The organism is Intestinirhabdus alba, assembly GCF_009711095.1.
Classification (GTDB): domain Bacteria; phylum Pseudomonadota; class Gammaproteobacteria; order Enterobacterales; family Enterobacteriaceae; genus Intestinirhabdus; species Intestinirhabdus alba.
In genome coordinates, this window is sequence record NZ_WMJZ01000007.1 from 124,876 (window position 1) to 150,135 (window position 25,260).

General features: G+C 60.3%; 24 protein-coding genes and 1 pseudogene. 13 read left to right on the plus strand and 12 right to left on the minus strand.

The window, feature by feature from the left end:
• Positions 1-267: 267 nt before the first annotated feature.
• The 6 genes from GJV78_RS07305 to dtnK all read right to left on the minus strand — a co-directional run bounded on the left by GJV78_RS07305 (position 268) and on the right by dtnK (position 6,312).
• Entirely contained in the window at positions 268-1,719 is a 1,452-nt protein-coding gene (locus GJV78_RS07305) for a tagaturonate reductase (RefSeq protein WP_167519422.1), read from the minus strand.
• Between the two features lie 195 nt (positions 1,720-1,914).
• The gene (locus GJV78_RS07310) at positions 1,915-2,271 is read right to left on the minus strand and encodes a DUF4186 domain-containing protein (protein WP_155107702.1); all 357 of its coding nucleotides are present in this window, start codon (positions 2,269-2,271) and stop codon (positions 1,915-1,917) included.
• On the minus strand, positions 2,271-3,197 hold the full coding sequence (gene glsB / locus GJV78_RS07315; RefSeq protein ID WP_167519423.1) for a glutaminase B: 927 nt from the start codon (positions 3,195-3,197) through the stop codon (positions 2,271-2,273). Before glsB ends, GJV78_RS07310 begins: the two co-directional genes overlap by 1 nt.
• Positions 3,198-3,325: 128 nt before the next feature.
• Positions 3,326-4,087 (minus strand): DeoR/GlpR family DNA-binding transcription regulator, encoded by a 762-nt coding sequence (locus GJV78_RS07320; RefSeq protein ID WP_155107704.1) that lies wholly within the window; start codon positions 4,085-4,087, stop codon positions 3,326-3,328.
• A gap of 1 nt (position 4,088) precedes the next feature.
• A complete protein-coding gene (locus GJV78_RS07325; RefSeq protein WP_167519424.1) occupies positions 4,089-5,075 on the minus strand; it encodes a D-threonate 4-phosphate dehydrogenase in 987 nt (328 codons plus the stop codon).
• A complete protein-coding gene (gene dtnK / locus GJV78_RS07330; protein WP_155107705.1) occupies positions 5,068-6,312 on the minus strand; it encodes a D-threonate kinase in 1,245 nt (414 codons plus the stop codon). Before dtnK ends, GJV78_RS07325 begins: the two co-directional genes overlap by 8 nt.
• 172 nt (positions 6,313-6,484) lie before the next feature.
• Here dtnK and GJV78_RS07335 point away from each other — a divergent pair, with 172 nt between their 5' ends.
• The 10 genes from GJV78_RS07335 to marB all read left to right on the plus strand — a co-directional run bounded on the left by GJV78_RS07335 (position 6,485) and on the right by marB (position 15,161).
• Entirely contained in the window at positions 6,485-7,636 is a 1,152-nt protein-coding gene (locus GJV78_RS07335) for an iron-containing alcohol dehydrogenase (protein ID WP_167519425.1), read from the plus strand.
• 11 nt (positions 7,637-7,647) lie between these two features.
• On the plus strand, positions 7,648-8,532 hold the full coding sequence (locus GJV78_RS07340) for a dihydrodipicolinate synthase family protein (protein WP_155107706.1): 885 nt from the start codon (positions 7,648-7,650) through the stop codon (positions 8,530-8,532).
• A 74-nt stretch (positions 8,533-8,606) separates the two neighbouring features.
• A complete protein-coding gene (locus GJV78_RS07345; protein ID WP_155107707.1) occupies positions 8,607-10,019 on the plus strand; it encodes a sodium:solute symporter family protein in 1,413 nt (470 codons plus the stop codon).
• A gap of 1 nt (position 10,020) precedes the next feature.
• Positions 10,021-11,190: a sialidase family protein gene (locus tag GJV78_RS07350; protein WP_155107708.1), complete on the plus strand. Its 1,170-nt coding sequence runs from the start codon at positions 10,021-10,023 to the stop codon at positions 11,188-11,190.
• Entirely contained in the window at positions 11,187-11,657 is a 471-nt protein-coding gene (locus tag GJV78_RS07355; protein ID WP_155107709.1) for a YhcH/YjgK/YiaL family protein, read from the plus strand. The genes GJV78_RS07350 and GJV78_RS07355 overlap by 4 nt, the downstream gene beginning before the upstream one ends.
• Positions 11,658-12,335: an SDR family oxidoreductase gene (locus tag GJV78_RS07360; RefSeq protein ID WP_155107710.1), complete on the plus strand. Its 678-nt coding sequence runs from the start codon at positions 11,658-11,660 to the stop codon at positions 12,333-12,335. It abuts the gene before it with no gap.
• A gap of 150 nt (positions 12,336-12,485) precedes the next feature.
• Positions 12,486-13,679, plus strand: coding sequence for a sugar transporter (locus tag GJV78_RS07365; protein ID WP_155107711.1), 1,194 nt, complete (start codon positions 12,486-12,488; stop codon positions 13,677-13,679).
• 451 nt (positions 13,680-14,130) lie between these two features.
• The gene (marR, locus tag GJV78_RS07370) at positions 14,131-14,565 is read left to right on the plus strand and encodes a multiple antibiotic resistance transcriptional regulator MarR (protein ID WP_167519426.1); all 435 of its coding nucleotides are present in this window, start codon (positions 14,131-14,133) and stop codon (positions 14,563-14,565) included.
• A 19-nt stretch (positions 14,566-14,584) separates the two neighbouring features.
• Entirely contained in the window at positions 14,585-14,968 is a 384-nt protein-coding gene (gene marA / locus GJV78_RS07375) for an MDR efflux pump AcrAB transcriptional activator MarA (RefSeq protein ID WP_155107712.1), read from the plus strand.
• Complete coding sequence (gene marB, locus GJV78_RS07380; protein ID WP_155107713.1) at positions 14,952-15,161, plus strand: multiple antibiotic resistance regulatory protein MarB; 210 nt, start codon at positions 14,952-14,954, stop codon at positions 15,159-15,161. Before marA ends, marB begins: the two co-directional genes overlap by 17 nt.
• 115 nt (positions 15,162-15,276) lie before the next feature.
• Here the strand turns inward: marB and GJV78_RS07385 are convergent, their stop codons facing one another.
• The 3 genes from GJV78_RS07385 to GJV78_RS07395 all read right to left on the minus strand — a co-directional run bounded on the left by GJV78_RS07385 (position 15,277) and on the right by GJV78_RS07395 (position 17,133).
• Positions 15,277-16,380 carry a cobalamin-independent methionine synthase II family protein gene (locus GJV78_RS07385; RefSeq protein WP_155107714.1) on the minus strand — a complete coding sequence of 368 codons (1,104 nt, stop codon included), beginning with the start codon at positions 16,378-16,380 and terminating at the stop codon, positions 15,277-15,279.
• 9 nt (positions 16,381-16,389) lie between these two features.
• Positions 16,390-16,650 carry a hypothetical protein gene (locus GJV78_RS07390; protein WP_155107715.1) on the minus strand — a complete coding sequence of 87 codons (261 nt, stop codon included), beginning with the start codon at positions 16,648-16,650 and terminating at the stop codon, positions 16,390-16,392.
• Between the two features lie 90 nt (positions 16,651-16,740).
• On the minus strand, positions 16,741-17,133 hold the full coding sequence (locus GJV78_RS07395; RefSeq protein ID WP_155107716.1) for a YdeI family stress tolerance OB fold protein: 393 nt from the start codon (positions 17,131-17,133) through the stop codon (positions 16,741-16,743).
• Between the two features lie 245 nt (positions 17,134-17,378).
• On the opposite strand from GJV78_RS07395, the gene GJV78_RS07400 reads away from it, so the two are divergent.
• On the plus strand, positions 17,379-17,951 hold the full coding sequence (locus tag GJV78_RS07400) for a 2-oxo-tetronate isomerase (RefSeq protein WP_155107717.1): 573 nt from the start codon (positions 17,379-17,381) through the stop codon (positions 17,949-17,951).
• Between the two features lie 231 nt (positions 17,952-18,182).
• On the opposite strand, the pseudogene dcp reads toward GJV78_RS07400, so the two are convergent.
• Positions 18,183-20,229 (minus strand): annotated as a pseudogene (gene dcp / locus GJV78_RS07405) (peptidyl-dipeptidase Dcp).
• Positions 20,230-20,356: 127 nt separating this feature from the next.
• On the opposite strand from dcp, the gene ydfG reads away from it, so the two are divergent.
• A complete protein-coding gene (gene ydfG, locus GJV78_RS07410; RefSeq protein ID WP_155107718.1) occupies positions 20,357-21,103 on the plus strand; it encodes a bifunctional NADP-dependent 3-hydroxy acid dehydrogenase/3-hydroxypropionate dehydrogenase YdfG in 747 nt (248 codons plus the stop codon).
• Positions 21,104-21,194: 91 nt separating this feature from the next.
• Positions 21,195-21,881 carry a GntR family transcriptional regulator gene (locus GJV78_RS07415; protein ID WP_155107719.1) on the plus strand — a complete coding sequence of 229 codons (687 nt, stop codon included), beginning with the start codon at positions 21,195-21,197 and terminating at the stop codon, positions 21,879-21,881.
• 206 nt (positions 21,882-22,087) lie between these two features.
• Here GJV78_RS07415 and GJV78_RS07420 read toward each other — a convergent pair whose 3' ends face one another.
• Entirely contained in the window at positions 22,088-23,554 is a 1,467-nt protein-coding gene (locus tag GJV78_RS07420; RefSeq protein ID WP_155107720.1) for a mannitol dehydrogenase family protein, read from the minus strand.
• A 161-nt stretch (positions 23,555-23,715) separates the two neighbouring features.
• Entirely contained in the window at positions 23,716-25,260 is a 1,545-nt protein-coding gene (locus tag GJV78_RS07425) for an MFS transporter (protein WP_155107721.1), read from the minus strand.

Consider the following 25,260-nt stretch of genomic DNA (forward strand, 5'->3'; position numbering starts at 1 on the left):
CGTACGGCCTTTGCTCATTGTGCCCTGTCAGGCCGCTGATGCAGCGGAGTTTACGCTTTTTCGGTTTTAAGGCACGCCTTATAGTATGTTGTAACTATTAAAAGGGTACGAGAACAGAATTAGCGGAGAATGCCCTGCGACATTCTCCACCAATAACCCGGCGGATAAAATCAGCCCCTCGCCCGTCTTGCTAAAACCCGGCAAAACGGGGCACTGACACGCTCAGTCAGCTTTTGCAGGAGGCTCTCAGCGCCGCCGGGTCGCTCCTCAGCACAGCGGTTTTACCGCCTCGCGCATACCTTTCTCCAGAATCGCGTTCAGGTCGGCGGTTACCTGGTCCACCAGCCCGGCGACCTGGGTCAGATCCTGCTCCCAGTGCTCTTTCACGGACAGGACGGCGGCGACCAGCGCCCTGGTGTCTATCTGATGGTCGCGATGCTGGCTCCACAGCTGCTGGTAGCGTTCGATCCAGTGGGCGTCGTCCTGCACCGGATATGCTTCACCGCCGCGTTCGCCGCGATAGAAGGCAATCAGCGCCGCCAGGGCGAAGGTCAGACGCGCCGGAAGCGCGCCTTTCGCCTTCTGCCCCGCCAGCAGCTGCGGCAGAATACGGGTGCGGAACTTGGTCATCCCGTTCAGGGCTATCGACAGCAGCTGATGCTTGATGTACGGATTGCGGAAACGGCCGGTCACCGCGCTGGCGAAGGAGACCAGCTCGTCGCGCGGCAGATCGAGTACCGGAATAATCTCTTCGTGAATCGCCTTCTCAACAAACGCGCAGATCTCCGCATCGTTCATCGACTCGCCAACCGTATCCAGCCCCGCCTGGAACGCCACCGGCACCAGCGCGGTATGGGCACCGTTGAGGATCGCCACCTTACGCTCTTTATAGGGCTTGATATCGTCAACGATCAGCACGTTGAGCGGATAGTTGTCGAGACGCAGCTCGGCGGCCAGCGTTTTCGGCCCCTGAATCACAAACAGATAGAAATGTTCGGCGGTATCGAGGAAGGCGTCATGATAGCCCAGTTCGGCCTCCAGCCCGGCAACTTCGTCACGCGGATAGCCGGTCACGATGCGGTCCACCAGCGTGGAGCAGAAGGCGTTCGCCTGATCCAGCCACCCGATAAAGGCCTCCGGCAGCGCCCACTCGCGGGCATAGCGCAGCACCAGCTCGCGCAGGGCGTCGCCGTTATAATCAATCAGCTCGCAGGGAATGATAATCCAGCCCTTGTCCTGCGCGCCGTTGAAGTGGCTGTAGCGTTCAAACAGCAGCCGGGTCAGCTTCGCCGGATAGCTGACCGCCGGGGCGTCTTCAAACTTATCGCCGGCATGATAGCTGATACCCGCTTCGGTGGTATTAGAGAAGACAAAGCGCATTTCCGGATTGTGCGCCAGTTTCAGGAACTCATCGTAATTATCGTAGACGCTGATTTCACGGTTAACGGAGCGAATCAGCCGCGCATCGCTGACCGCTTCACCCTTCTCATTGAGACCGCGAATAATGGTGGTGTAAAGGCCATCCTGGGTACTGAGCGAAGGGGGAAAATCGCTCTTGATAGGACGCACAATAACCACCCCGGAGTTCAAATCGGTATGCTCATTCAGCAGATCTACCTGCCAGTCAACAAAGGCGCGCAGGAAGTTTCCTTCACCAAACTGAATGATACGTTCAGGATAGTGGGCACCGGGAAAATCGCGACGGTTTAGAGTTTTCACAATGGGTTCCCTTTTTAATTAGTCATACAACCTGTTGGATTGGTCCAACAGGTTAACAAACTTTATGACCATGAACCCCTGTTTTGATCAATTCGCGGCAATAATTTCCGCAGACTTGTCGGAATCCGGCGCAGCGCTTAACGCTTTTTCAGCCACTTATCAACGCTGAAGGCAAGTTTCCCTTGTCGCGCGTCGTCAGCGATTCATCTGTATCACCAGCCAGTGGTGGATCACCGCCACGATATAGCGCTGCTGTTCATCGCTCAGGGCCTTCCCCGCCGGGATCGCGTGCCACTTCGCCAGACAGCTCCGACAGCAGGTGGCGGTCGCGTGCTGGGCGATAAACACCGGATGCCCGCGCATCGGCGTCTGCTTGCCGTCGTTAACGGGAAAGGCCGGAGCCAGCCGCTTCGCAATAAATTCGCCAGCGTGGCGGTCGATAACCTCCGCACCTTTATCCAGGCAATACTGACGCTCCTTGATTCCGAGCCGAAAGCGGGAGCGAAACGCCGAGCGGGCCAGGCGGGCGAATAGCGGGTCGAGAGCGTACATCAGTAAACCGAGCGCCCCAGCCGCTGGGTCAGCTGTTCCAGCAGCGCAATTCCCGCCAGCGAGTTTCCCGCCGCGTCCAGCTCCGGGCTCCAGACGGCAATCGCCATCTCCTGCGGAACAATGGCGATGATCCCGCCACCAACGCCGGATTTTGCCGGTAGCCCTACTCGCCAGGCAAACTCACCGGCGTTCTGATACATCCCGCTGGTCGCCATCAGAGCGTTAATCTGCCGGGCCTGGCGCGGGGTAACCACCGGCTCGTTAAGGTGAAGGGCGCGCCCCTGATTTGCCAGAAAGACAAAGGTGCGCGCCAGCTCTACGCAGCTCATCTTCAGGGCGCAGTAGTGAAAATAGTTCTGTAATACGGTGGTCACGTCGTGATGAAAATTGCCAAACGACTTCATCAGCCAGGCGATGGCCGCGTTGCGCGCGGAATGTTCAAACTCCGAGCGGGCCACGATGCCGTCATAGCCAATATCCCTCACCCCGCACAGCCCGCGCACCACCTCCAGCATACGCTGACGCGGGGCGCTCAGTCGCCCCTGTAGCATGTCGCACACCACCAGCGCTCCGGCGTTGATAAACGGATTGCGCGGGATCCCCTGCTCCATCTCAAGCTGTACCAGCGAATTGAACGGCGAGCCGGAGGGATCTTTACCCACCCGCTGGCCGATCTCCTCTTCGCCGTAGTGACGCATCGCCACCGCCAGGCTGAGCACTTTCGAAATCGACTGGATGGAGAAACGCTCAGCGGCATCGCCCGCCTGAAATAGCTGGCCGTCTACGGTGTACACGGCAATGCCCAGCTTTGCGCCGTCAACGGCGGCCAGCGCGGGAATATAATCCGCCACCCTGCCGAGGCCGATTAGCGGCCGCACCTCCGCCAGAATCTGCTCTAAAAGTGAATTATCGATGGCCCTGGCCACAGCGAACTCCTTGCCCGCAGGTCTGAAAAGGGCGACGAGTATAGCAGAGCGGAACAGGTTACGTCAGGCCGGAGGGCGCGATAACGCGGCGGCGGGAGGCGTTTATTTCCGCCGCCGCAGAGGGAAAATTAACCGGCGATGGTCAGGCGTCCGGGGAGCTGCTCAAGCCGGGTGCGGACGTCGTCGTCAAGCCGATCGTCGGTGACGATATCGGTCAGCGACTCCAGATGGGCGACGTTAAACAGCGACCAGGCCCCATATTTGGAGCTGTCCGCCAGCAGCGCCCGGCGCTTCGCGTTGGCGATGAGATCGCGCTTCAGCCCCGCCTTCTCCTCCGTTGGTGCGGTGATGCCCTTCGCAAGATCCCAGCCGTTGCAGCTGAGGAAGGCGACGTCCGGCCAGACGTTCTGCAACAGTTTGCGGCCGTGCTCGCCGACGCAGGACTGGCTGGAGTCGTCAATACGCCCGCCGATGATGGTCACCTCAATCTGCTTAAACTCCGAGAGAAACAACGCGATATGCAGATCGCTGGTGATCACCCGCAGCGGCAGATGGGTAAGCTGGCGCGCCAGCTCTATCATCGTGGTCCCGGCGTCCAGCACGATGGCGTCGCCGGGGCTGACCAGGGCCGAGGCGGCACAGGCGATGGCGTGTTTCTCCGCCAGGCTGCGCTGCCTTTTCTCATGGGTGGTGGGCTGCAAAGGGATAAACCGGTTGAGGGACACGCCGCCGTGGGTGCGGCTGATGACGCCCTCCCGGTCAAGCTTAATCAGATCGCGCCGAATGGTCGCCGGGGAGGCTCGGGTCACCGCCACAAGCTGCTCCACCGTCGCCAGATTATGTCCTTTGAGATAGTCCATAATCTGCTCTAACCGGTTATACCCCTTCATTTTAATCTCGCGTAATTTGCATTGCTAACTGAATAGAAACGGCCATGCTCTCAGACTTGGCTTTACCTGTCCAGGCAATATCAAACGCCGTGCCGTGGTCCGCGGAGGTGCGAATAAACGGCAGCCCGGCGGTAATATTCACCCCGTCATAAAAGCCGAGTAATTTTAGCGGAATATGCCCCTGATCGTGATACATCGCCACCACCATGTCATACATTCCTTCATGACACTGCATAAACACCGTATCCGGCGGGCACGGCCCGGTCACGTTCAGCCCCTGAGCCTGCATCGCCGTCACCGCCGGTGCCACAAACTTGATCTCCTCGTCTCCGAACAGGCCATTCTCTCCGGCGTGAGGATTCACTCCCGCCACCGCAATGCGCGGACTGGCAAAGCCCACGCGACGCAGGAAGTCATCGGCGACGCGGATCACTGTTTTCACCCGCGCCTCGCTGAGCGTATCGAGGAATTTGCGCAGCGCAACGTGGGTGGAAACGTGGATCACCTTCAGCTTATCGGTATAAAGCACCATGGCGTAATCTTTACTGTTGGTCAGCTGCGCCAGCAGCTCGGTATGGCCCGGAAAGTTATGTCCCGCCAGGTGCAGCGCCTCTTTGTTCAGCGGCGCGGTGGCGATGGCCTTCACCTCGCCGCTCATCGCCAGCGCCGTGGCCCGCTTCACGCAGCGGCAGGCCAGATCGCCCGCCTGAGCCTGGACCTTGCCCGGCACCAGTCCGGCCGGATCGGCCAGCGGCTCGTCGATGACGTTAATCACCCCGGGGGCAAACTGCGCCTGGTCCACGCGCTCAATAATCCGCAGCTCCGCCTGCGGGGTCACGCCCAGCGCCAGGATCCGCCTCAGGGTCTGCGCACACCCGACCACCACCACCGGCGAACCGGTCAGCTCTCCCTCGGCCAGCGATTTAATAATAATCTCCGGGCCGATTCCCGCCGGATCGCCCATGGTTACCGCAATGATATTATTCACTCATTTTCTCCTCGATAAAATTCACAACCTGACGCAGGGTGGTCTCGTCGCCAAACCCCCCTGCCTTTGTCATTACCGGGCGCGGCCAGCTGCCGCCGGAAAAATAGCCGTACGGCACACACTGCGCCACCCGGTCGGTAATACGAAATCCCGTGGCCTCTAAAGAGGCCGCCACCGCCGTGGCGACATCGCCGCCGGACAGATAGAGCGCCCCTGGCGTCGCTTCGGCGAGCGCCAGGCGGGTCAGTTCGCCGAGATAGCGGCAGATTTGTTCCCCCAGCTGCGGGCGATCCAGCCCCCGGCGCGCGCACAGCTGCGCCACCCGATGGCGCGCCTGGACGTCGCTACAGGTATGAACCACGCAGTGCCGGCCGGCGGACAGCGCGGCGGCAATCTGCCGGACATACTCCCCGGCGTCGCCGTCCAGCGCCCGTTCAATATCAATAAGCAGCGTTGTAATCTGCGGATCGTCGCCCAGGGCGGCAATCTGCCGCTGAGCGATTTCGCTCATGGAGCCGACCACCGCCAGCAGCCGCCGGGACGCCGGGCTGGCGTAGCGCCTGGCCAGGGCGTCGCAGATCCCTGCCGATCCCGCCAGCAGCGGGCGCTCCTCCTGTGCCAGGGCGGCGGCAAGCAGCGCGTCCAGATCCGCGTCGCTTTGCGCATCCACCACCCAGATTTCCGGAGCGGCGGCAGGCGTCCGCAGGCGCGCCCGGCACTCGCTGAGCGTCATCGGATGGCAGGCGATCGCGGTCTGCGCCCGCAGCAGCGCGCAGATATCCGCGCTGACCACCGGCGTTTTCGGATCGCTGGCGAATTCGGTTTGCGTCACCGGAATTCCGTGAACCAGGCACTGGCCGTTTAGCGTTGTGCGCCCGGCCAGCGGAAAGGCCGGGGCGAGGATGGCCCGCTTCTTACCTGCCGCCAGCATCAGCGCCTCCAGCTCGGCTCCGGGGTTGCCGCGCAGGGTGGAATCAATCTTCTTCAGCAGCAGCGGCGGCCGGACTATGTCCAGTGCGGCGTCGGCCAGCGCCTGCACCCTGCCTGCGGCGCTTTGCGCGCTCATCGCCCGGCTGTCGCTGTTAAGCACCAGCACCTCGGCGTCGCCGCGCCAGGGCAGCGCGAAGGCGACATCGACCTTCAGGCCGGCACGCGCCAGGCTGACGCCCGCGTCATTACCGCCGGTGAAGTCGTCGGCGATAACAAGGATCTCTGGTTGAGTCTGTTCTGTATTCATCCCTGCTCCGGGTTGTTAATATTCGCAATGATTATATTCAATCACATTTGATTAAATGTGAGCAACCTCAAGTTATTCAGCAGCGCGATAAATTATAAATTCAGCCCATGATGCGACTGCGAATGAAAACGCAATGAGCGATTTCAATCACTAAACTGGACAGGAGAACGTTGTGGCAACAATTAACAGCACCGTGATTAGCGGTGCGCAGGCTATTTCCGCACTGGCCCCGCTGCTGGCAGGCAAGCGCCAGCTGCTGCTGGTGACCGACGCCAACATCATCCGCCTGGAGGCCGTTGCGCAGATCCGTAATGTGCTGCAGGCCGAAGGTCGTCAGGTCACGCTGATCGACAGCGTGCCGCCGGAGCCGGGTCATCAGGAGGTGGCGGCCCTGGCCGGGCGGGTTGTCGGCCTCAGCGTGGACATGGTGATTGGCATCGGCGGCGGCAGCGTGCTGGACGTGGCGAAATTGCTCTCGGTAATGTGTCATCCCGCCTCGCCGACCCTTAGCGCCATGCTCAACGGCGAAAAGCCGCAGCGGCGCGTGGCGTCCCTGCTGATCCCGGCCACCGCCGGCACCGGCTCAGAGGCCACCCCGAACGCCATTCTGGCGATCCCTGAACAGAATACCAAGGTAGGCATTATCTCTGAGGTCCTGCTGCCGGACTATGTCGCCCTGCTGCCGGAGCTGACCACCAGCATGCCCGCGCATATCGCCTCCTCTACCGGCATCGACGCCCTCTGCCATCTGATCGAGTGCTTCACCGCCACCGTGGCCAACCCGGTCAGCGACAACGCCGCGCTCATCGGGCTGAAAAAGCTGCTGAACAATATCGAAACCTCGGTCAACGAGCCGGGCAACCTGCTGGCGAAGCTGGAGATGCTGTGGGCCTCCTGGTACGGCGGCGCGGCGATTAACCACGCCGGAACCCATCTGGTCCACGCCCTCTCTTATCCGCTGGGCGGCAAATACCATCTGCCGCACGGCGTCGCCAACGCCATTCTGCTGGCACCCTGTATGCGGATGGTGCGCCCGCACGCCGTGGAGAAATTCGCTCAGGTATGGGATCTGCTGCCGGACGCCGACCGCACGCTGTCGGCCGAAGAGAAGTCGCAGGCGCTGGTGGCGTGGTTCGCCGCGCTGGTGAAAAGGCTCAATCTGCCCGACAACCTCGCGGCGCTGGGCGTTCCGGCCGATGATATCCCGGCGCTGGCCGACGCCGCCCTGAACGTAAAGCGCCTGATGAATAACGCCCCCTGTCAGGTCAGCCACGACGATGTGCAGGCAATTTATCAGACGTTATTCCCGGAACTGAATGCATAAGGAGCAATTAAATGCGTAACAACATCGACGGGGTATTGACCGCTATCGTCACCCCTTTTGACGAAGAAGGCGCGCTCAACCTTGCGGAGCTAAGACAACAGGTACAGCGCCAGCTGCGGGCGGGCAACGGCGTTTTCTGCGGCGGCACCAACGGCGAATTTTTTGTGCTCAACGAACAGGAGAAGGTGGCTGTCGCCCGCACCTGCGTTGAGGAGGTGGCCGGACAGGCCCCCGTGGTCGCCCATATCGGCGAAGTCTCTACCCGCGAAACGATCCGCCTCGGCCGGCAGGTTGCGCCGCTGGGGGTCGACGCGGTGTCGGTCATTACCCCCTGGTTCGTTCCGCTGAAGCAGCGGGAGCTGATCGCCCACTACACCGCCATCGCCGACGCGCTGACGGTGCCGGTGTTCCTCTACAACATTCCGGCGCGCACCGGCAATACCATTGAACCGCAGACCGCGCGGACGCTGGCGGCGCACCCCAATATCATCGGCATCAAGGACAGCGCCGGCAGCTATGAAAGCCTGCGTGGTTTCCTTGACGCGGTGAGCGATATCGACGGCTTTGACGTCCTTAACGGCCCGGACTCGCTGATCCACCAGGGCTTCGTCGACGGCTGTTCGGCCTGTATTTCCGGGCTGGCAAACGTCGCGCCCCGGGAGATCAACGCCATCTGGACCCGCTTTAAAGCGGGCGATATCGCCGGATCGCAGCAGGCGCAAGAGAGCGTCACCGGGCTACGCACCGCCCTCTATCAGGTGGCATTTTCACCCGCCGCGGTCAAGAAAGCGCTGCAAATAATGGGACATGAGGTGGGCGGCAGCCGTTACGCTGTCACCTTTACCCCGGAGCAGGAAAACACCCTTCGCCGGATCGTGTCGCCCCTGGCGCGCTAAGGCGTTTTCACTCGACATAAGAAACCGGGCACCTGCGGGTGCCCAGGATTCGCACGCCCTGAAGAGAGGCTGAGATGAATACATTTACCGCTGAAGACACCCTGATCGTCGTCGGGATTGTCATTTTTTACATTATCTTCACGACATGGCTGACCTTCCGCATTCGCAGTAAGAATGCGGGAGATTTTATGGAAGGCTCCCGCGCCATGCCCGCCTTTATCGTCGGTGTTCTGTTGATGTCCGAATATATCGGTGCCAAATCCACCATCGGCACCGCACAGGCCGCCTTTGAGGGCGGTATTGCCGCCTCCTGGTCGGTGCTCGGTGCCGCTATCGGCTTCCCGCTGTTCGGCCTGATCCTCGTCAAGCGCATCTACAGCACCGGTAAAATCACCATTTCCGGTGCCATTGCCGAGAAGTACGGCACCAGCACGAAAAACATTATTTCCATCATTATGATTTACGCGCTGCTGCTGGTGAACGTGGGCAACTACGTCAGCGGCGCGGCGGCCATCTCAACGGTCCTGCACGTTAATCTGCCGGTTGCCGCCTTTATTACGGCCATCGTCAGCACCTTCTACTTTGCCTTCGGCGGTATGAAGGGCGTCGCCTGGGTGACGATGCTGCACAGCGCCCTGAAGTATTTCGGCCTGCTGATTATTTTAGGCTTCGCCCTGTCGCGTACCGGCGGCTTTACGCCGATGATTGAGCAGATGCCTGACTTCTACTGGACCTGGGACGGCAACATCGGTGCCGGCACCATCTTTGCCTGGCTCATCGGCACCATCGGCTCCATTTTCTGCACCCAGTTTGTGATTCAGGCGATCTCTTCCACCAAAGACGTGAAGGCGGCGAAGCGCTCCACCTGGATCGCCTTCTTCTTCTGCCTGCCTATCGCCCTTGCCATTGCCATTATCGGCGTGGCGGCGAAGTTTCTGCATCCGGAGATCGACAGCCTGTACGCCATGCCGATCTTCTTACAGGACATGAACCCGTGGCTGGCCGGACTGGTGACAACGTCACTGGTGGCCTCGATCTTCGTCAGCGTCAGCACCGTGGCGCTGGCTATCGCCTCGCTGGTGGTGAAGGACTTCTACGTGCCGATGCGCAAGCCGACGCCGGAGCAGGAGTTTAAGATGACCCGCTGGATCTCCCTGTTTATCGGCTTTCTGCCGCTCATTTTCGTGCTGCTGGTGCCGGAAGTGCTTAAGCTCTCCTTCTTTACCCGCGCCATTCGCCTGTCCATTACCGTGGTGGCGGTGATCGCTTTCTACGCCCCCTGGTTCAAGAGCGCCCGCGGCGCTAACTGCGCCCTGCTGGGTGCCTGTATCATGACCTCCGTCTGGTATCTGCTGGGCGATCCGTTCGGCATTAACAATATGTATATCGCCCTGCTGACCCCGGCGCTGATCATGGCTATCGATCGTCTGATCCCGAATAAGTCCGGGCAAAAAGTTCCCACCCCTGTCGAAAATAATGGAGTTTAAAATGACCGTTACCGTAAATCGCGATGGCGTGCTTCGCCCGCTTGAACAAGATAACCGCGTGGTTACGGCAATGCTGCCCTCGACCTGCCCGCAGAACCATGCGGCCAATATCCTGCCGCTGCCGGACGGCTCGCTGATGTGCGTCTGGTTTGGCGGCACCCAGGAGGGCATTGCGGATATCTCCATCTGGAGTTCGCGTCTGAGCGCCGGCGGCGATCGCTGGAGCGAGGCGGTAAAGCTGTCCGACGATCCGGGCCGCTCGGAACAGAACCCGGTGCTGTTTCTCGCCCCCGATAACGTGCTGTGGCTGCTGTGGACCGCGCAGATCTCCGGCAACCAGGATACCGCCATCGTCCGCTTCCGCCGGTCTGACGACCTCGGCCAGAGCTGGGGGGAAATCGGCACGCTGCTCGATAAACCGGGCACCTTTATCCGCCAGCCCATCGTGGTGGTGAAAAACGGCAACTGGCTGCTGCCGGTCTTTTACTGCCGCACCCGGGACGGTGAGAAATGGGTCGGTAATGACGATATCAGCGCGGTAAAAATCTCCTCCGACTGCGGTAAAACCTGGCGCGACGTGCCGGTGCCGGAGAGCCTCGGCTGCGTGCATATGAACATCACGCCGCTGGCCGACGGCACGCTGGTGGCTCTGTTCCGCAGCCGCTGGGCGGATCACATCTGGATCAGTCGCTCGGACGACGGCGGCGAAAGCTGGACGACGCCGGAGCCGACCACGCTGCCCAATAATAACTCTTCGATTCAGGTCACCACGCTGCAGGACGGCAGGCTGGCGCTGGTGTTTAACTTTATGAGCGCCGCCGGCGCGCTGGAGCGTCGCGCCTCGCTGTACGATGAGATCGACGATGGCGACGGTCGGAAGGAGCCGACGCCAGTCGAAGGCCGCTCGGCCTTCTGGGGCGCTCCGCGCGCGCCGATGACCGTGGCCCTTTCCGCCGACGGCGGCAAAAGCTGGCCGTGGCAGCGCAACCTCGACGAGGGCGACGGCTACTGCATGACCAATAATTCCCGGCAGAAACTGAACCGCGAGTTCTCCTATCCCAGCATCAAACAGGGCGCGGATGGCCAGCTGCACATTGCCTACACTTACTTCCGCCAGGCGATTAAGTACGTGCGCATCACGCCTGAATGGATTGAGGAGCGTGCGATATGATAATCGGTCACCTGAATGCCCTGCCGCTGGCCGGGCTGCCGCCCCGGCTGCGGGCGATCCTTACCCACCCCGACTGCCGCCTCGCGGCGCTGCAGGCGCGGGAGGACGGACGCTGGCAGCCGGAGGGCGCACAGTGGTTCTGCAATATCGGCCCGGCCCGGACCCAGCCGACGGCCCAGCGCCACACCGAATACCATCGCCAGTGGGCGGATATCCAGGTGGTGCTGGAGGGGGAAGAGATCATCAATGCCGCCACCCTCGAGGCGGCAGCGGAGGATGACGAGGAGCGCAGGCCGGATCTGTTTATCAGCCAGCATGCCCGCCACGGCGTCGCCATCACCCTGCGCCCCGGCGATTTCGCGCTCTTTATGCCCGGCGAGCCGCACCAGGCGCTGTGCACCGTGGCGGAGCCGCGGACGGTGCGCAAGGCGGTGTTTAAAGTGCCGCTGGCGCTGCTGGAGGTCTGAATGCGCCATGCGATTGTTACCGGCGCCAGCTCCGGCATTGGCGAAGCGATCGTCAGCCGCCTGCTCGACGCGGGCTGGCAGGTTACCGGGCTGAGCCGCACGCCGGTTAAACGTGACGATGTCACTTTTTCCGGGATCGGCATCGACCTGAGCGACGAGGCGGCGCTGAACGCCCTGCTGCCCTCGCTGCCGATGCCCGACGCCCTGATCCACGCCGCCGGGATCATGGCCGCCGCGCCTGCAGGCCAGCTCGATCCCGACGTCAGCCGTCGGCTGTGGCGTCTGCACGTCGGGGTGGCGGAGCAGCTGGTAAATCACTTTGCCCCGCGCCTGCCCCACGGCGGACGGATAGTAATTATCGGCAGCCGCACCTCGCGCGGCGCGGCGGGTCGCTCCCAGTACGTGGCCACCAAGGCGGCGCTGACCGGGATGGTGCGCAGCTGGGCGGCCGAGCTGGCTCCGGCAGGCGTGACCGCTAACGTGGTGGCCCCGGGTGCCACCCGGACGCCGATGCTCAGCGCGCCGGGCCGGGAGAGTTCGCCTCCCCGCGTTCCGCCCATCGGCAGGCTGATTAAGCCACAGGAGGTGGCGTCGCTGGTAGCCTGGCTGCTCTCAGAAGATGCCGCGCCGATGACCGGCCAGGAGCTGGTCGTCTGCGGCGGCGCTTCGCTGAGCTAACCGCGGATGCGCCTTTTGAAAATGCCCCACAGCGGGCATTTTTTTATTTGGCTGATAAATGAGATCTACATCACAAATAAATTGAACTGCTCACGCCATTCGCTTTAAGATCGCTCCTTCACCTTTTTGCAACCAACCCGACGATTTCCTATGACAACACTTACGGTTTCCCGCAGGGTCGCCTGGCTGCGGGTCGTTACGCTGGCCGTCGCCGCCTTTATTTTTAATACCACCGAATTTGTTCCGGTGGGCCTGCTCTCGGATATCGCCCGGAGCTTCACGATGCAGACCGCCCAGGTGGGCATTATGCTGACCATCTACGCCTGGGTGGTGGCCCTGATGTCGCTGCCGTTTATGCTGCTGACCGCCCAGGTGGAGCGCCGCAGGCTGCTGATCGGCCTGTTTGCGCTGTTCATCGCCAGCCACGTTCTCTCCTTCCTGGCGTGGAGCTTTACCGTACTGGTGATAAGCCGCATTGGCATCGCCTTTGCGCACGCCGTCTTCTGGTCGATCACCGCCTCGCTGGCTATTCGCCTTGCCCCGCCTGGCAAACGGGCGCAGGCGCTGAGCCTGATCGCCACCGGCACCGCGCTGGCGATGGTGCTCGGGCTGCCCATCGGCCGCATCGTCGGGCAATATTTTGGCTGGCGCGTCACCTTCTTCGCCATCGGCATGGGGGCGCTGCTCACCCTGCTCTGCCTGGCAAAGCTGCTGCCCCGGATCCCCAGCGAACACTCAGGTTCACTGCAGAGCCTGCCGCTGCTGTTTCGCCGCCCGGCGCTGATGAGCCTCTATCTGCTGACCGTAATAGTGGTGACGGCGCACTACACCGCCTACAGCTATATCGAGCCGTTCGTGCAGAACGTCGCCGGGCTGAGCGCCGGTTTTGCCACCCTGCTGCTGCTGATCCTGGGCGGAGCGGGCATTATCGGCAGCCTGATCTTCGGCAGGCTCGGCAATCAGCACGCCTCTGTGCTGATCGGCGTCGCCATTGCGCTGCTGACGGTGAGCCTGACGCTGCTGCTGCCCGCCGCGGACGGCGAAACCCGCCTTGCGCTGCTGGGCGTTATCTGGGGCGTGGCCATCATGATAATCAGCCTCGGTATGCAGGTGAAGGTGCTGGCATTAGCGCCTGACGCCACCGACGTGGCGATGGCGCTGTTTTCAGGAATTTTCAATATCGGGATTGGTGGCGGGGCGCTGCTCGGTAATCAGGTGAGTCTGCACTGGTCGATGGCCTCAGTTGGCTATGTGGGTGCTGTACCGGCGCTGGCGGCGCTGGTATGGGCAATAGTCATCTTCCGCCGCTGGCCGGTCTCCCTGGAAGAGCCGCCCCGGCGCTGAGGAAAAAAGGAGAGCCGCCGCTACGGCCAGCTCTTTACGATCTCCACCACGCTGTTAATGATAAACTGCGCGCCCATGCAGACCAGCAGGCGGGATCTTGCGTCGATCCCGCTTTTGCCCACCCGCCGCATTACCGAAGGTATTCAACACCCGCTGCCCGGCGTGCCTGGCCATCACCAGCTCTGACACCTGCAACAAATCCGACCTCATGTTTGTAACTTTCGCCTGGCCATTATTTAACGGCTGGTATAAGGCGGAAATTACACAGCTGGCTATTCTGTAGGAGTCAGGTCAGGGATCGGTCGCCTTTTCCCCCGGACTCAGGAAGTGTGATCTGCCGCACATTTGACCCGTTTTGACAAAACGTGGCATCCGGTATTTCATTCATTTGACATATAGTTGCCTGGGCAATATTATCCCCGACAACTAATTACTTGCCAGGGCAACCATAGTGAAAAGCACCAGCGATCTGTTTAACGAAATGATTCCACTGGGCCGCCTGATCTATATGGTTAATCAGAAGAAAGATCGTCTGCTGAACGACTCTCTCTCCCCGCTGGATATTACCGCCTCGCAGCTGCGGGTGCTGTGCTCTATCCGCTGCGCGACGTGTATTACCCCTGTCGAGCTTAAGAAAGTGCTGTCCGTCGATCTCGGCGCGCTGACCCGTATGCTGGACCGCCTGCTGTGCAAAGGCTGGATCGAGCGCCTGCCGAACCCCCATGACAAACGCGGCGTGCTGGTGAAGCTCACCGAAAACGGCGCGGCAATCTGCGAACAATGTCATCAATTGGTCGGGCAGGATCTGCACCAGGAACTGACAAAAAATTTAACGGCCAATGAAGTGGCAACGCTTGAGCATCTGCTTAAGAAAATCCTGCCGTAACAAAAAAAGAGGTATGACGATGTCCAGACGCAATACTGACGCGATGACTATTCATAGCATTTTGGACTGGATCGAAGATAACCTGGAATCGCCGCTCTCACTGGAAAAAGTGTCAGAGCGTTCGGGTTACTCCAAATGGCATCTGCAGCGGATGTTCAAGAAAGAGACCGGCCACTCGTTAGGCCAGTACATCCGCAGCCGCAAGATGACCGAGATCGCCCGCAAGCTGAAAGAGAGCAACGAGCCGATTCTCTATCTGGCGGAGCGCTATGGCTTTGAGTCACAGCAGACGCTGACCCGAACGTTCAAAAACTATTTTGACGTTCCGCCGCACAAATACCGGGTCACCAACATGCATGGGGAATCCCGCTATCTGCATCCGCTGAATGCCTGTAATCACTGAAACCATGAAGCGACTGACGCTTACCGCACTGGGTCTGGCGCTGACCTTTTCAGGGGCGGGACTGGCGGAACAGCCAGCCTCGCTTTCCGCCCCCGGCGAGGCGATTTTGCAGCCGCAGGCTCCGTGCGAGCGTTGCCCGGCGGGCAACGGCAACGACATGTCGGAGAAGCTCGGCGTACCTTACTATAACTAAAGCGCCAGTGCCCTGGGTTTAACCGCCCCCGCTGCGGGCTTTCTTTTTTACGCCGTCGATTTTCTCGCTTTTTTACAAGGGGCGCGCATCCTGACGCTCTGAAAGCAGCGTACAGCTACCAGACCTGGCGGGCGATGTCGGTAATGAGCTTAACTTTGCCCCACTGCTGGGCTTCGGTAAGGGCGTTTCCCTCCTCGGTGGAGGCAAAGCCGCACTGGGGGCTGAGGCAGAGTTGATCTTCAGCAACATAGCGCGCCGCCTCGCGCAGGCGGGCTTTGACCCCCTCCGCATCCTCCAGTTCGCCATCTTTGGTGGTCACCAGCCCCAGCACCACCTGCTGATGGCCAGGGCGCACGAAACGCAGCGGCGCGAAATCGCCTGAGCGATCGTTATCATATTCAAGGAAGAAGGCGTCCACGTTCACGGTGCCGAACAGCACCTCCGCCACCGGCTCGTAGCCGCCTGAAGCGATCCACGTGGAGCGGAAGTTACCCCGGCAGACGTGCAGCCCGATGGTCATATCTGCGGGTTTGTCCGCCAGTGCCTGGTTAATCACCTTCGCGTAGGTCCGCGCCAGCGCGTCCGGGTCGTCGCCGCGCTGACGGATCTGCTGGCGCTGCTCTTCCGCACAGAGATAGGCCCACACCGTATCGTCAAGCTGCAGATAGCGACAGCCGGCCGCGTAAAAGGCATGAATCGCATCGCGCCAGGTCGTCGCCAGATCGTTAAAATAGTCCTCCAGCTGTGGATAAACGTCGGCGTCAATATCCTGACGACCGCCGCGAAAATGCAGCACGCTCGGGCTGGGAATGGTCATCTTTGGCTGAGCCTCGCCGCTGACGCTTTGCAGATAGCGAAAATCCTCCAGCATCGGATGATCGCCAAAGCCCAGTTTGCCGGTGACCCGCACCCCGTGCGCTTTGGTCTGTACGCCGTTGAACTGGATACCCTGCTGCGCGTCATAGCGCTCCACGCCCTGCAGGCCGTCGAAAAAGTCAAAATGCCACCAGGCGCGACGGAATTCACCGTCGGTGACCACCTGCAACCCGCAGGCGCACTGCTGCTCTACAACGCGGCGAATTGCCTCATCCTCGACCGCCCGCAGCTGCTGCGCGCTAATTTCACCGCGAGAGAAGCGCTGCCGCGCGGCCTTGATGCTCTCCGGACGTAAAAAACTGCCGACGACGTCTGCGCGATAAGGGGCCTGTTGTTTTTGCATGGGATCTCCTCAGCCACCCGGCGGTAGTTGCCGGAAGTGATAGTTTATTTTTGATTTTTCAGACATCCGGATGTCTGTCTGGCCAGAGTCGCATGGGCCATCACCGCTGGCAACTGAGAAGATTTCAGCGATGATGAATTTTTCGCATGTCTGCCCTTCTTTCTGTTTGCGGGGATCGCGGAGCGCTGTGGCGATGCATAAAAAAAAGCCGTCGGAATTACCGACGGCCAATGCTTGCATGGATAATTTTTCGTTTTGAATTTGCGCCACCGCGCCTTTGTGGGTGCGTAGCGAAACGGCCTCTATCCTGACACACAGAATTTCAACAGAGCCTGAACGGACGTTATTTTCCCGGCGATCCTATTTTTGCAGGCGATTAACCCGCACCAGCGGCGGGGTCATTTTTTTATCGAGGCTGCCGTTAATACTGATCATCTGATCCGGCTGTACCTCGCGGCCGTCGAAGACCGAAGCGGGAATAATGGTATTAATTTCACCGGAGCTGTCGCGAAAAACGTAGCGATCGTCTCCCTGATGGGCGATTAAATTACCGCGCAGAGAGACAGTCGCCCCATCATGCATGGTTTTGGCAAACTCCACGTTCATTTTGCGCGCATCCTCCGGCCCGCGATAGCCATCCTCAATAGCATGCGGCGGCGGTGGCGCGGCGTCTTTTTTTAATCCCCCCTCATCGGCGGCGAAAGCGAATGGCGTGATGAGCAGCGCGGTAACAACAGCGATCCGTAGTTTCATTTTTTCCCCTTAATGGCATTTGCTTCAGGTAAGCCTGGCCGCTGTTGTTTATTTTTACAACCGCGCCCCCATCTTTCGGACCACGGCTTAATGCTGTGCAGAAGCGGCTCCGTCTGTGCGCATTGAGAAAGAGGGACAGGCCGGTGAAAAGACGCGCGGCAGTGGGTCCGAATGCCCCTGCCGAAATCTGCCATACTCAAAACAGAGCGTTATATTGCCACTCTTTCTGAACGGGACCGCTGATAATGCAATTACAAGAAAACGACACCATAAGTCTGAGCACGCTTCCTTCCCTCTCCGATCTGACAAAGCAGTTGGGCGAGCGTCTGGTTCACCGCCGGTGGCGGCTGACCACGGCGGAGTCCTGCACCGGCGGGAAGCTGGCCTCCGCCCTGTGCGCCGCCAAAGATACGCCAGAATTTTACGGCGTGGGCTATATCACCTTCACCAACGAGGCTAAAGCGCGCGTGCTCGGCGTTAAGCAGGAAAGCCTGGCGCGCTATACCGCCGTCAGCGAACGGGTGGTGACGGAGATGGCGGTTGGAGCCAGAGAACGGGCGGGCGTGGATATCAGCATCGCGGTCAGCGGCTACGGCGGCCCGGAGGGGGGAGAAGACGGCACCCCGGCGGGCACCGTCTGGTTTGCGTGGGACGTAGGTGGACGGCCCTGTACCGCCGTCCGGCGCTTTGAAGGCGACTGCGAAGCGGTACTGGACGCTTCGGTATGTTTCGCCCTCGGCCAGCTGCTCGCCCTGCTTCCTGATGACGATGCGCACAGCTCTCCACGTAGTCGTGGAGGCCGCAGGGCAAGCGAATAAAGTAAATGTGACTGAATCAGCTGGCGATCCAGCCGTCGTCAACGCGGGTCACCTCACTGTTAATGTAGGACGCGCCTTCACAGAGCCGTATCAAAGGGGAAATTTCAATTTCGCTGCGGAGATTCCATAACCGCATAATTAACAAAAGGTTTGATGTTATGGATAAACGGCAGGGTATTCCCTATGCCACCCAAACCGGGCATCTCGCCCGGCCTGGCGTCGGCAGCCGCGCTACTCGCTCAGCCCACGGTGTTTGAGCATCGCCTCCAGTTGCGGATCGTGCCCGCGCCACTGGCGATAAAGTTCAGCTAAATCAACGCTGTTTCCGCGAGATAAGATCGCCTGGCGGAATTTTTCGCCGTTTTCAGGCGTCAGGCCGCCCTGCTCCACGAACCACTGGAAGCCGTCGTCCGCCAGCATCTGCGTCCACAGATAGGCGTAATAGCCCGCCGCATAGCCTCCGCCGAAAATATGGGCGAAGTAGCTGCTGCGGTAGCGCGGCGGCACCGCCGGCAGGTCCAGCCGCTCCGCCGCCAGCGCCTCGCTTTCAAACGCCTCCACGTCCCGCAGAGATGCTCCCTCCTCAAGGCTGTGCCAGTGCATATCCAGCAGCGCGGCGGCAAGCAGTTCGGTCATGTCATAGCCCATATTAAACAGGCTGGCGCGGCGCATACTCTCCTGCAGCGCCTCCGGCATCCTCTCTCCGCTGGCATAGTGGCGGGCATAGCGGGCAAATACCGTCGGGTGGCTCGCCCAGTGCTCGTTGATCTGCGACGGAAACTCGACAAAGTCGCGCGGCGTATTGGTGCCGGAGAGGGTGGCGTAACGCTGGGTGGCGAACAGACCGTGCAGGGTATGACCAAACTCATGAAACAGCGTAATGACGTCATCCCAGAGCAGCAGCGCGGGCTGCCCGGCTTCCGGCTTCCGGCTTCTGAAAGTTACAGACGTTATACATCACCGGACGGCTCTGGTTCAGCGTCGACTGCTCAACAAAGTTGCCCATCCACGCGCCGCCGCTTTTCGAATCGCGGGCAAAGAAATCGCCATAAAACAGCGCCAGCCCGACGCCGTCGCGATCGAAAATTTCCCATACCCGGACGTCCGGGTGATAAACCGGGATATCGAAGCGCTCAACGAAACGAATGCCGAACAGCTGACTCGCCGTCCAGAATACCCCGTCGTTAAGCACCTTATCGAGAACAAAGTACGATCCGAGCTGCGCCTCATCGAGGGCATATTTTTCCCGTCGGACCTGCCCGGCGTAATATGCCCAGTCCCAGGCCCCGGCGCTGAATCCCCCCTGCTGGCTATCTATCACCTGCTGGATCGCCTCCAGCTCGGCGAGCGCCCGCCCGCGGGCTGCCGGGACGATGGCGCGCATAAAATCGAGCGCCGCCTCCGCCGTTCCGGCCATCTGATCGGCCGTTTTCCACGCCGCGTAGCTGGCGAAGCCGAGCAGCTGCGCCTGCGCGGCGCGGATCTCCACCAGCCGCTGAACGATCGCCCTGGTGTCCCCGGCGTCGCTTTTTTCCGCCCGGCTCCAGCCCGCCCGGAACAGCTTTTCCCGCGTCCGTCTGTCGCGCAGCACCGCCAGCGCCGGCTGCTGGGTGGTGTTCAGCAGCGGGATCAACCAGCCCGTCTGCAGCCCTTTTTCCCGCGCCGCGCTCGCCGCCTGGGCTATCTCCTCATCGCTCATGCCGTCCAGCTGGCGAATATCTTCCACCAGCAGCCCGCCGGACTTCGTAGCCGCCAGCAGCCGCTGATTAAACTGGCTGCTCAGGGTGGCCGCCTCGGTATTCAGCCGCTTCAGCTGCGCCTTCTTCGCCTCGTCGAGGGTGGCCCCGGCCAGCACAAAGCGCTGGTATATCACCTCCATCAGGCGCTGTGATTCCGTATCCAGCGCTTCCCCGCGCTGACGGGCGGAGTCTACCCGCGCAAACAGCTCGCCGTTAAGCCAGATATCATTATCCAGCGCCGCCAGTTCGGCGGAGAAAGCCTCATCAAGGCGCTGCAGCTCATCATTGGTGTGGGCGGCGATCATCGCAAAAAAGACGCTGGTCACGCGGGTAAGCAGCCGGCCGCTCTGCTCCAGCGCCAGAACGGTATTGGCAAAATCCGGCGCGTCGGGGTGGCTGACGATGGCGTCTATCTCCGCGCGCTTCTGCCGGATGCCCTCATCAAAAGCGGGACGGTAGTGGCCGATTTCAATGGCATCAAAACGCGGGGCCTGATAAGGCAGCGTGGCGGGTTGAAAAAAGGGATTGGTTGAGGACATTTCGCACTCCTGAAGACGCTAAGTTTCTGGCCTCCAGTGTAGCGCAAACCTGTTATCGGGTATTACCCTTTAATCAACCATGCGTGCTAAGGTAAATACACTTCAGAATGCGTTGAGGAACAGTAATATGATGGTTTTAGTCACCGGGGCTACGGCAGGATTTGGTGAATGCATTGCGCGGCGTTTTGTTGCCAATGGCCATAAGGTCATTGCCACCGGCCGCCGCCAGGAGCGCCTGCAGGCGCTTAAAGATGAGCTGGGCGAAAACGTCCTCACCGTCCAGCTGGACGTGCGCAACCGCGCCGCTATTGAGGAGATGCTGAACGCTCTGCCCGTCGGCTGGCGTGAGATCGACATTCTGGTCAATAACGCCGGCCTGGCGCTGGGCCTGGAGCCTGCCCATAAGGCCAGCGTAGAGGACTGGGAAACCATGATCGACACCAACAACAAAGGGCTGGTCTATATGACCCGCGCCGTCCTGCCCGGCATGGTCGAACGCAACCGTGGCCATATCATCAACCTTGGCTCCACCGCAGGCAGTTGGCCCTACGCGGGCGGCAACGTCTACGGCGCGACGAAGGCGTTTGTACGTCAGTTCAGCCTCAATCTGCGCACCGATCTGCACGGCACGGCGGTCCGCGTAACGGATATCGAGCCGGGCCTGGTGGGCGGCACCGAATTTTCAAACGTGCGCTTTAAGGGCGACGACGCCAAAGCGGACAAAACCTATGAAAACACCGTGGCGCTGACGCCGGAAGACGTCAGCGAAGCGGTGTGGTGGGTGGCGACTCTGCCCGCCCACGTCAATATTAATACCCTGGAAATGATGCCCGTTACCCAGAGCTTCGCCGGGCTGAGCGTCCATCGGGGCTAATTTTTATACCCGGCCCCCCGGCCGGGTATATATAGATAGTGAGAAAAGAGTGGTAGACTGTCGGCGTTAACTTCCTAAAAAGTAAGAACGCATGACCGCTGAATCGCAACTTAACCCCACGCAGCCGGTAAATCAGCAGATTTACCGTATTCTGCGCCGTGATATTGTGCACTGCCTTATCGCTCCGGGTACGCCGCTTTCTGAAAAAGAGGTCTCCGGGCGCTTTAACGTATCGCGCCAGCCGGTGCGCGAGGCCTTTATTAAGCTGGCAGAGAACGGTCTGATTCAGATCCGCCCCCAGCGCGGCAGTTACGTCAATAAAATCTCGCTCTCTCAGGTACGCAACGGCTGCTTTGTGCGCCAGGCCATTGAGTGCGCGGTCGCCCGGCGCGCGGCGTCGCTCATTACCGACAGCCAGTGCTATCAGCTGGAGCAGAACCTGCACCAGCAGCGTATCGCTATCGACCGCAAGCAGCTGAACGATTTCTTCGATCTTGACGACGATTTTCACCACAAGCTGGCGCTCGTCGCCGACTGCCAGCTGGCGTGGGATACCATTGAGAATATCAAGGCGACCATCGACCGCGTGCGCTATATGAGCCTTGACCACGTTTCACCGCCGGAGATGCTGTTACGCCAGCACCACGATATTTTCGCCGCGCTTGAAAAGCACGACGGCGAGGCGGTTGAACGCGCCATGACCCTGCACCTGCAGGAGATCGGCGAGTCGGTGCAGCTGATCCGCCAGGAAAACAGCGGCTGGTTCAGCGAAGAGTAACCCTGACCGGCTTCAGCCGGGGCGAGCGCGCTTTCTTTCTCTCTTCTCCCTGCCGGAAACGGTGACCCCACCCGTTGATACCCACAGCGCCCGCCGCCAGACCGGCGGCGCGACGCCGCTGCGTTCGGTTTTTTCGCCGCAGATAAAAAAGCCCCATCACAAAAAGCGATGGGGCCTGTTCAGAACGCTACCCGGTTTTTAACGCCCTATTTCAGCGCCCCGGCATACTTCGCAACGGTCGCTTTGGCACCGTTGGCCAGCAGCGACAGATAGGCGTCGGTCACCGCGCGGGTGAAGATTTCCACCTTCGGCAGCTCGTGACCAAAGATGGCGTCAATGGCCAGCAGCGCCTGCACGCGGGCCTCGCCCTCCTCGCTACCCTGCACCGCCCGCTGAATCACCGGCAGCAGCGGATCGTTGACTTCAATCGCATTGCCCTGCTCATCCACCCCGCCGACGTAGCGCATCCAGCCCGCCACGCCCAGCGCCAGCAGGTCGAAGCGGCTGCCGTGCGCCAGGTGCCAGCGAACGGAGTCCAGCATACGCTGCGGCAGCTTCTGGCTGCCGTCCATGGCGATCTGCCAGGTGCGGTGGCGCAGCGCCGGGTTGCTGTAGCGATCGATCAGCCTATCGGCATAGCGCTGCAGATCCACGCCCTGCACCTTCAGCGTCGGGGCCTGCTCCTGGAGCATCAGCGCCCTGGCGGTCTGGCGATAGTGGGCGTCGCCCATGCAGTCATTGATATGCTGATAGCCTGCCAGATAGCCAAGGTAGGCCAGGAAAGAGTGGCTGCCGTTAAGCATACGCAGCTTCATCTCTTCAAAGGGCACCACGTCGGCCACCAGCTCGGCCCCCGCCTTCTCCCACTGCGGGCGACCGGCGACAAAGTTGTCCTCAATAACCCACTGACGGAACGGCTCGCAGGCCACGCCCGCCGGATCGCGCACGCCGGTCAGCTGTTCGATTTTATCCAGCGTCTCCTGGGTCACCGCCGGAACGATACGGTCAACCATGGTGGACGGGAAGGTGACGTTCTGCTCGATCCACGCCGCCAGCCCGGCGTCGACGGCGCGGGCATAGGCCGTTACCACGTTGCGCATCACGTGACCGTTTTCCGGCATATTATCGCAGGACATCACGGTAAACGCCGGCAGGCCCGCGGCCTTACGGCGCGCCAGCGCTTCCACCACCACGCCCGGCGCGGATTTCGGCTGCTGAGGATTCTGCAGATCGGCGACGATCGCCGGATGATCCAGCATCAGCTCGCCGGTGGCCGGAGAGTGGCAGTACCCTTTCTCGGTGATGGTCAGAGAAACAATCGCCACCTGCGGTTCGCACAGGGCGGCCAGCACGCTTTCAAGCCCGTCAACCTGCGCATGAAGCGCTTTTTTCACCACGCCCACGACCCGCGCCGTCCAGGCGTCCGCAGACATTTCCGCGACGGTATACAGATCATCCTGCTGTTTCAGATCGGCAATCTGCTGTTCGCCGCCGATCAGGTTAACTTCGCAGTATCCCCAGTCGCTGCCGTGCTCTGTCGCAAGGATATCGGTATACACTCCCTGATGCGCGCGGTGAAAAGCGCCAAAACCGAGGTGAACAATCCGGGGAACCAGTTTCTCGCGATCGTAGCCAGGAAGCGTTGCTTTCGCCGTTAATAGCTTGTTTTGCATGGTATGACCTACTTTTGAAAGAATCAGGACCGTTTCAGAGTAACGCCTGTATGGTTGTATGTTTTGATTTACGTTAACCTTTTGGTAATTGGTATAACACCATTACCAGGCTATCAGACATCCCCGGTAAGCGTGCTGTCGCTCGTCGGGGATCGATTTTTTTAGCTTAACGAGGTGGCTGAGGCCGCCGGTCTGGCCTTATTATTCGCCTCTTCACACCACAGCGTGTCGTAAGAGTAGCCGGTGAGATCCTCTACGATTGCGCGGGTCTCGGCGTCAACATCCTTTTTAGCGCCGTGAGCTTTCAGGCGATCCACTTCGTCGACGAAGATCTTGTGCGTACGCTTGTTAAGTTTGAACGTCACCGCCTGCCACAGCGCGATAATCAGCAGACCGGCCGTACCGGCGAACAGCAGCGTCGCAATGGTGTTGACCGCCTGCTCCGGCTGCACCTGGCTGCCCTTGACGAATCCCCCCTCCTGCAGCATAAGGCCAACGACAAAGGTGGCGATAGCTACGGTGGTTTTACGCGAGAAGGTCATCACTGCGGCGAACAGCCCTTCACGACGCTGGCGGGTGATCATCTCATCAATATCCGGAATGAACGGGAACACGTTCCACGGCGTGAACTCCAGCACGCAGCGCCCGACCTGATACAGGGCGGCCAGAACCACCAGCACGGTCACCTTGCTGTCCATCGGGAACTGATAAACCATAAACAGTCCCGCCAGGCAGAGCATCATCAGGGTGTAGGCGAAAACGTACAGGCGGGAAGGCCCGTATTTGATGATCGCCACCCCGGCTAACAGCGTAACCGGCAGTCCCACGATGCTCATTGACAGCAGCGTGCCCGCCAGCGAAGACGATACGTTCAGACAGTAGACGCAGAAGAAGACAAATACCGTGTTATAAACGTCCTTGGCGGTAAAGGAGAACAGGTAGATGGCCAGATGCTTTCTGAAGGCGCGGACCTTCAGCGTTGACGCATATTCTTTGAACAGTCGGCCAACCATCGCCACCTTCTCCACCAGGGTGGAGGGCTGACGTCTACGCTCCAGCTCTTCCAGCATTTCCGGGGTCAGCTCGCGCTCCCAGGTCACCTTCCAGGAGATGAAGACGCACAGCATAAACAGCACGGCAAAGACCACGCCATTAATAAAGTAGGCGTTCGGATCGCCATCGCCAAAGTAGCCGATCAGCAGCCCCGGAATAAAGGTGGCCAGGAAAGTACCACAGGCCGACAGGAACATCCGGCAGGTAGAAAGCTTGGTGCGTGAGTTGAAGTCTTTGGTCATCTCCGAAGGCAGCGTCTCCCACGGGATCAGCACCATCGCCGCAATTACCTCGAAGGCGAGATAGACCGCCAGGTAGAACCAGAAGCTCATTCCGGTCACCCACAGCAGAATATAGACCAGCATCAGCGGCGCGCCGATCAGCAGGAAGAAGCGGCGGCGGCCAAAGCGCTTGCCCAGCGCGTTCTTGTAAAAATGGTCGGTAAAGGAGCCCATAAACAGGCTCACAATGGCGTCGACGATCCGCGCAATGGCGACGATAGAGGCCGCCTCTACCGGCGACAGACCAACGAAGGTGGTATAGAAGAAAAGCAGCCAGGCACCAATAACGGTAAACGCCCCGCCTCCCATGATATCCGTCAGACCATAGCCGATACTGACCGGGATGGTTATTTTTCTGTTGCTACGAGCCAT